Genomic DNA, 5,770 nt, shown 5'->3' on the forward strand with positions numbered 1-5,770 from the left:
AATTAAACAGGTCTTGGTTCATTCACTCTTTAGTTTTCAAGGAACACTTGCTTTTCATTTACCGTCACCGTATCGCGGCGACATGTAATAATATATCATGTCCCAAAAAAGGAGTCAACAGCTATTTTAAAAAATAGTTGTTTAGATCAAAAAAAACTGTACTGCTATTAAATACGCTAAACCTGGAAGCCCCAAAGCACCAGTAATCGTAGCTGTAATTGGATTAATCGCTATAGTGAATCCAAAAAATGTTCCAATCCAGTTTACTACAAGTAGCACAACACCACCTATTACTGAGTACATAACACCACGCCACATCCAACGTAACGGTTTTACGACTGATCTGCTTACTACCATAAACAAAACAATACCTAGAATCCCTGCTAACATCCACCATTTAATCAGTTCCACAGCTTGTCACCCTTATCCATTTTTGTTCTCATTCTATGATGACAACCCCAAACGTATGCAAAAGAAAAAGCAGCCAACATAATCAGCTACTTTTCCTCTATATATGATGACACTATAGTTCTCTTCTACCTTCTAATGCTTTTGTTAGTGTAACTTCATCTGCGTACTCTAAATCTCCACCCACCGGTAATCCATGAGCAATCCGAGTTACTTTTAATCCAAATGAACGAACTAATTTCGAGAGATACATAGCAGTTGCTTCACCCTCAATATTGGGATTGGTTGCAAGAATCAATTCCTTAACCGTTTCATCTCCTAGCCTTCTAAGGAGGTCAGGTATCTTTAACTGCTCTGGGCCAATGCCTTCAATAGGAGAGATTGCGCCGTGTAACACATGATATAAACCATTAAACTCCCTCGTTCGCTCCATTGCCATCAAATCTCTTGTATCTTGAACCACACAGATCGTGCTACGATCTCGCTTGGAATCGCTACAAATATAACAAGGATCTTGATCGGTGATGTTTCCGCAAACCGAGCAAGTACGCAAATCCCGCTTAGCACGCACCAATGCCTTAGCAAAATCCATTACATCTTCTTCTTCCATTCGAAGGACAAACATCGCCAAACGTTGAGCCGACTTCGGACCAATCCCTGGCAAACGAACAAAACTCTCAATTAGTTTCGAGATTGGTTCAGGTACATACACCGAGCGACACCTCTATCCTGTTTCTCTAAAATAATCCTGGGATGTTCATTCCACCTGTAAATTTACCCATGTCTTTGTTTACTAGCTCTTCTACTTGTTTTAATGCTTCATTGAAAGCAGCTGTAATTAAATCTTGAAGCATCTCTGCATCATCTGGATCAATTACTTCAGGAGCAATTTCAATGCCGCGAAGTTGTTTGTGACCCGTCATCGTCACTTTCACCACTCCACCACCAGCTGTCCCTACTACTTCTTTGTTTTCCAATTCTTCCTGAGCCTTTGCCATCTCTTGTTGCATTTTCTTAACTTGCTTCATCATTTGATTCATATTACGCATTCGAATCATCCTTTCTTTTATAAAACTAATCCTTTTTAATCTGGACTAGATCTTTCCCAAATATAGTGATTGCCTGATCCACAATGGACGAATCCCTAACTGAATCCATTTGATTAGGGGATTCCTCCTGTCTCTTAGATACTACACGATCCTCTACCATTTCAGAAGAGCTTTTTTGCTCCTCTTCTGGCTGAACTAACTCCCAGTCACTCCACATAACTGTTTGAATTTGATAGGTATGCTGTAGGATTTGGGAAATTACTTGCTCGATAATACCACGATTCGGTTGTCGTTCAGTGGTTTCACAATGAATCTCGGTTTTAAAAGCTAAAATCACCACTTGATCTGTCGCAGCAACAGGTTCTCCGTTGACTAGCCATGCATGAACGGTCACCCGTTCGTTACGCACTTTATGCAGAATATCGCCCCAAGATTGTTGAATCTTTTGCAAAGCTTTCGGCGAAGTTTTCGCAAGTAGTTGCGAAGACAATTTCTTACCTCTTTGAATAGAAGACCTCGGAGGGGATTTTCTCGGCGCCACTTCAATAGACGAGGAATCCCGATTCACTATTACTTGCGCTTGATCATCCGACGGCCGAACCAGTCTGTCCACTATTTTCTCCAACTGCTCTATTTTTTGATGTAACAATTGGATTTCCTGTGAGGAAGATCCGGTATCTCGATCAGAACTGGCGCCTTCATTCATAGCTCTGAGTAAGGACATTTCGAGAAAAATCCTCGGATTGCTTACATGCTTCAAGTGTGGTTGGTCCTGAAGTAGAGAGTCGAGAATTGCTTGGAGCCTTGCAGTGGTAACTTTCTTTGCTAATTCCTCGGTAGGTCCATTTTGCTCTGCCCCCTGCAACTTTGCAACTTTGGGCGCTGTTTGAATGAGCAACAAATCACGACATGTATAAACCAGATCATAAAGAATACGATCAGGTTCATTTCCTTCTGCCGAAAGCTGATCCAACAATTGGAGGATGAGACTTGGATCCTGCTCATGTATCCCGTGAACTAGCTGATACATCATCTCTTTACTTACAATTCCAAGCACCAATCTTACGACTTCTTCAGTAAGATCCTCTCCCCCAAATGCAATCGTTTGATCTAATAAACTCAAGGCATCACGCATTCCGCCATCAGCCGTACGCGCTAAGGTGAATAAAGCTTGATCTTCATATCGAATCTGGTTCGTATCACAGATCAGCTGTAAACGTTTCACGATCACTTCAAAAGATATCCGCCGAAAGGAGAATCGTTGACAACGCGAGATAATGGTGGGAAGCAGTTTATGCGGCTCTGTTGTTGCTAGGATAAAAATAACGTGAGGTGGTGGCTCCTCCAGTGTTTTCAATAGGGCATTAAATGCTTCTGTCGTCAACATGTGTACTTCATCAATGATATACACTTTATATCTAGCTTCAGTGGGAGCGTATTTTACTTTATCCCGTAGATCACGTATTTCATCTACTCCTCGATTCGATGCGGCATCCATCTCGAATACATCCATCGAAGAACCATCTGTAATTTGACGACACATTTCACACTGGTTACACGGCTCTGCCGCAGGACCATTTTCACAGTTTACCGCCTTGGCAAAAATTTTTGCCGCACTCGTTTTACCTGTCCCTCTAGGACCACTAAATAAATAAGCATGTGATAGTTGTTGCTCCATAATCGCATTTTGAAGCGTTCGAGTCACATGCTCTTGTCCTACCAGATCTTCAAAACGTTGCGATCTCCATACTCTATATAAGGCGCGATAGGACATAAGAAAAAACACTCCATATCGATTCAAATTCATACTTCATTCGTATCTACTTCTTTTATGATACTATATCGAGCGGCAAACACCAAAAAGAAAACCCACTAAAAAGAGTGGGCTTTCTTCGCTGGTAGGGAAACCGTAAAAATAGTCCCCATAGCACTTGATTCTACAGAGATGGTACCATGAAAGCTGTCAATTAATTTTCTACAATTATATAGTCCAACTCCCGTACCGTTTTTCTTAGTTGTGTAGTATAGATCAAAAATTCTAGAGAGGTTTACTTTAGGGATTCCGCACCCTTCATCTTTTACATGAATCATAACATTCCCTTTTTCGGGATCGTAATCAAGCTCCACTACTACCTCTCCCCCCTGCTTAGATGCTTCCATCGCATTTATGCAGAGATTCATAATCACATGTCGAAGCTCAAGCTCATTCGCGACAACAGGGGGAATTTCTCGATTCCGATCCTCATAATAAAGATGAATCCCTTTATTTGAAGCATGACCTTGCAAAAATCGAGTCGTATCTTGAAGAGCTTTTTGTGGATAAATTAATTCTAAATGGTTTTGTTGCTCCACTTTGGCAAAGCTCGAGAATTTCTCTAGTGAACTCTGTATAAATTCTAGGTACTGATGCCATTGTTCCGATTTGCTACTACCTTCATTTGCTTTTTCCATCTGGAGGAATCCTTTAAAGCAAGTGAAAGCATTTTTTAAGTCGTGAGCAGTGTTAGATGCAATCAATCCCAAATGCGACAATCGATCCATATGCTTGATGTTCTCTTCCAGCATTTTGGGTACCGTTATATCTTCGATAGTTACATAAAAATTATTCTTGCTTTCACATTCAAGGGAAACCGATTTAAATAGAAGATAGCGATCACACCCCTTAACCGTCCACTTGATTTCCATTTGTTTTTCAACTTGCAGATCCTCAAAGAAATCATACAAAGCTCTGAGGTTTTTTCGATCCATCGGTCGCAAATTACAAATCACAAACCACTGTCGGTCAAGAAGCGTTTTGGCCGTAACCCCCAGAAAACGTTCTGCACAACGATTCATTTCACGAAAAATCAGATATTCATCCAAATAGAGATATCCGATTCCCATCTTTGATAACAAAATCTGCTCAGGACGCTCCATGTTGTAGTTTGGCAATAGAGTCCGTAGCTGGTATGCCCGCGGACTATTCGTACTAACGAATGCTTGTCGATCCGTATTAACCATACCTTTTCCACCACACTATAACTCGCCTCAAGACCATGGCATCTCAGATCCTCCGGGTTTGAATGGAAGGAATCCCTACTCGTATCCCTACCATTTTCAAGTATTTACTTCACTAATTCGCTTCTAACTTCTAACTTCCTTCTTTTGGTAAATATATTTTATTAAAATTGAGTTAATGTAAGTGGGTCAGGATTCCGCTCTTCCACCCTAAAATAAAAAAAGCCAACTCCATCACAAAGTTGACTTTACTCTCATATGTAGCCGTGCACCAATCTCTGACTCAAACAACCTATACGGCACCTACCACTCTTGCTCGGATCAGGCCACCCTACGGCACACGAACGATCTCCCTTAGTGCTGCTTCCTTCCGGATCTGACACGGTTCAGAAGTGCTCGTTGCGTAGGACCCAATCTTCAACACAGGACTGATAGACCTGCTATAAACTGAATAAAGCCTCGGATTGGAATTCAGCCCCGCTACAGCGGATTGCGGGTTACAGGGCACCGCTACCTCCCCACCTAGCACGGTAATAGTTACTATAACACAAAATCAATATACAAGGCAATGTAGCGGGGCTGAATTCCAATAGTACAGACACTACAAAATCATCAATGGATAAAAACTCCTTCATATATTTTTATCTGATCATTCATATTAATAGATTTATCTTTCGATTGGCATCTCGTAGCCTATCCAAGATCAGTCCAGCGGGATAGCTCACTTACTCGCCAAACATACTCCATTTTTCGAGCCATATTCACCACATCAATCCGTGTCTTTACATTTAACTTTCTCATGATCATATGAATATAGTTGCGTACTGTCCATGCTGATAGAAAAAGTTCACTCGCTATATCTTTTGTATCTTTTCCATTCATCAACAGCATAACCACTTCGTAGAATAGTCTCATTTTCAATAATGCAAACTTGCATGGTTCTATTCTCCTTCTCTCGTACAGATCACACATTAGATCCTACTCTTAATGAAAAAATTCTCTACAATAGAAAAAAAATATAACAAATCACTTTTGTATACTAAAGTAAAGATGCTACTATAATGTAAGAGGCATTGTAAATTGGCGTAAACGGTAATTTATAGACATCCGATGAACAAAAGAATGACAATCAATCCAATATCAACCATTTCTACTCCAGATATCAAACATAAAAGCATAAAAAGAAGTCGTCCACTTTTGGACGACTTCTTTTTATGCTTAATATGGCAGAGAGGGTGGGATTTGAACCCACGGTACGCCGGAAGACGTACAACAGATTTCGAGTTTTACAAAACCATAAAATAAAGAAAAAACAG

The 5,770-nt window shown here is 40.6% G+C and carries 6 protein-coding genes and 1 other RNA gene; all 7 read right to left on the reverse strand.

Features of this window, described 5'->3' with window-relative positions; genetic code table 11:
* Nucleotides 1-141 precede the first annotated feature (141 nt).
* The 7 genes from EDD57_RS13960 to EDD57_RS13990 all read right to left on the reverse strand — a co-directional run bounded on the left by EDD57_RS13960 (nucleotide 142) and on the right by EDD57_RS13990 (nucleotide 5,426).
* Entirely contained in the window at nucleotides 142-411 is a 270-nt protein-coding gene (locus EDD57_RS13960) for a pro-sigmaK processing inhibitor BofA family protein (protein ID WP_131850026.1), read from the reverse strand.
* 112 nt (nucleotides 412-523) lie between these two features.
* Nucleotides 524-1,120 carry a recombination mediator RecR gene (recR, locus tag EDD57_RS13965; protein ID WP_131850027.1) on the reverse strand — a complete coding sequence of 199 codons (597 nt, stop codon included), beginning with the start codon at nucleotides 1,118-1,120 and terminating at the stop codon, nucleotides 524-526.
* Nucleotides 1,121-1,145: 25 nt separating this feature from the next.
* A complete protein-coding gene (locus EDD57_RS13970; protein ID WP_131850028.1) occupies nucleotides 1,146-1,457 on the reverse strand; it encodes a YbaB/EbfC family nucleoid-associated protein in 312 nt (103 codons plus the stop codon).
* Nucleotides 1,458-1,482: 25 nt separating this feature from the next.
* Nucleotides 1,483-3,231 (reverse strand): DNA polymerase III subunit gamma/tau, encoded by a 1,749-nt coding sequence (gene dnaX, locus EDD57_RS13975; protein WP_165873849.1) that lies wholly within the window; start codon nucleotides 3,229-3,231, stop codon nucleotides 1,483-1,485.
* A 98-nt stretch (nucleotides 3,232-3,329) separates the two neighbouring features.
* On the reverse strand, nucleotides 3,330-4,457 hold the full coding sequence (locus tag EDD57_RS13980; protein WP_131850030.1) for a two-component system sensor histidine kinase NtrB: 1,128 nt from the start codon (nucleotides 4,455-4,457) through the stop codon (nucleotides 3,330-3,332).
* 261 nt (nucleotides 4,458-4,718) lie between these two features.
* Nucleotides 4,719-4,985: signal recognition particle sRNA large type (ffs, locus tag EDD57_RS13985), an RNA gene on the reverse strand.
* Between the two features lie 162 nt (nucleotides 4,986-5,147).
* Entirely contained in the window at nucleotides 5,148-5,426 is a 279-nt protein-coding gene (locus EDD57_RS13990) for a response regulator transcription factor (RefSeq protein ID WP_341539674.1), read from the reverse strand.
* Between the last annotated feature and the right edge of the window lie 344 nt (nucleotides 5,427-5,770).

The organism is Baia soyae, from assembly GCF_004341445.1.
GTDB classification, from domain to species: Bacteria; Bacillota; Bacilli; order Thermoactinomycetales; family Thermoactinomycetaceae; genus Baia; species Baia soyae.

What these genes read in the sequence shown, in the direction of transcription:
- EDD57_RS13970 (WP_131850028.1), bottom strand. Translation starts at nt 1,457, where the DNA reads ATGCGTAATATGAATCAAATGATGAAGCAAGTTAAGAAAATGCAACAA.
- dnaX (WP_165873849.1), bottom strand. Translation starts at nt 3,231, where the DNA reads ATGTCCTATCGCGCCTTATATAGAGTATGGAGATCGCAACGTTTTGAA.
- EDD57_RS13980 (WP_131850030.1), bottom strand. Translation starts at nt 4,457, where the DNA reads ATGGTTAATACGGATCGACAAGCATTCGTTAGTACGAATAGTCCGCGG.
- EDD57_RS13990 (WP_341539674.1), bottom strand. Translation starts at nt 5,426, where the DNA reads ATGTGTGATCTGTACGAGAGAAGGAGAATAGAACCATGCAAGTTTGCA.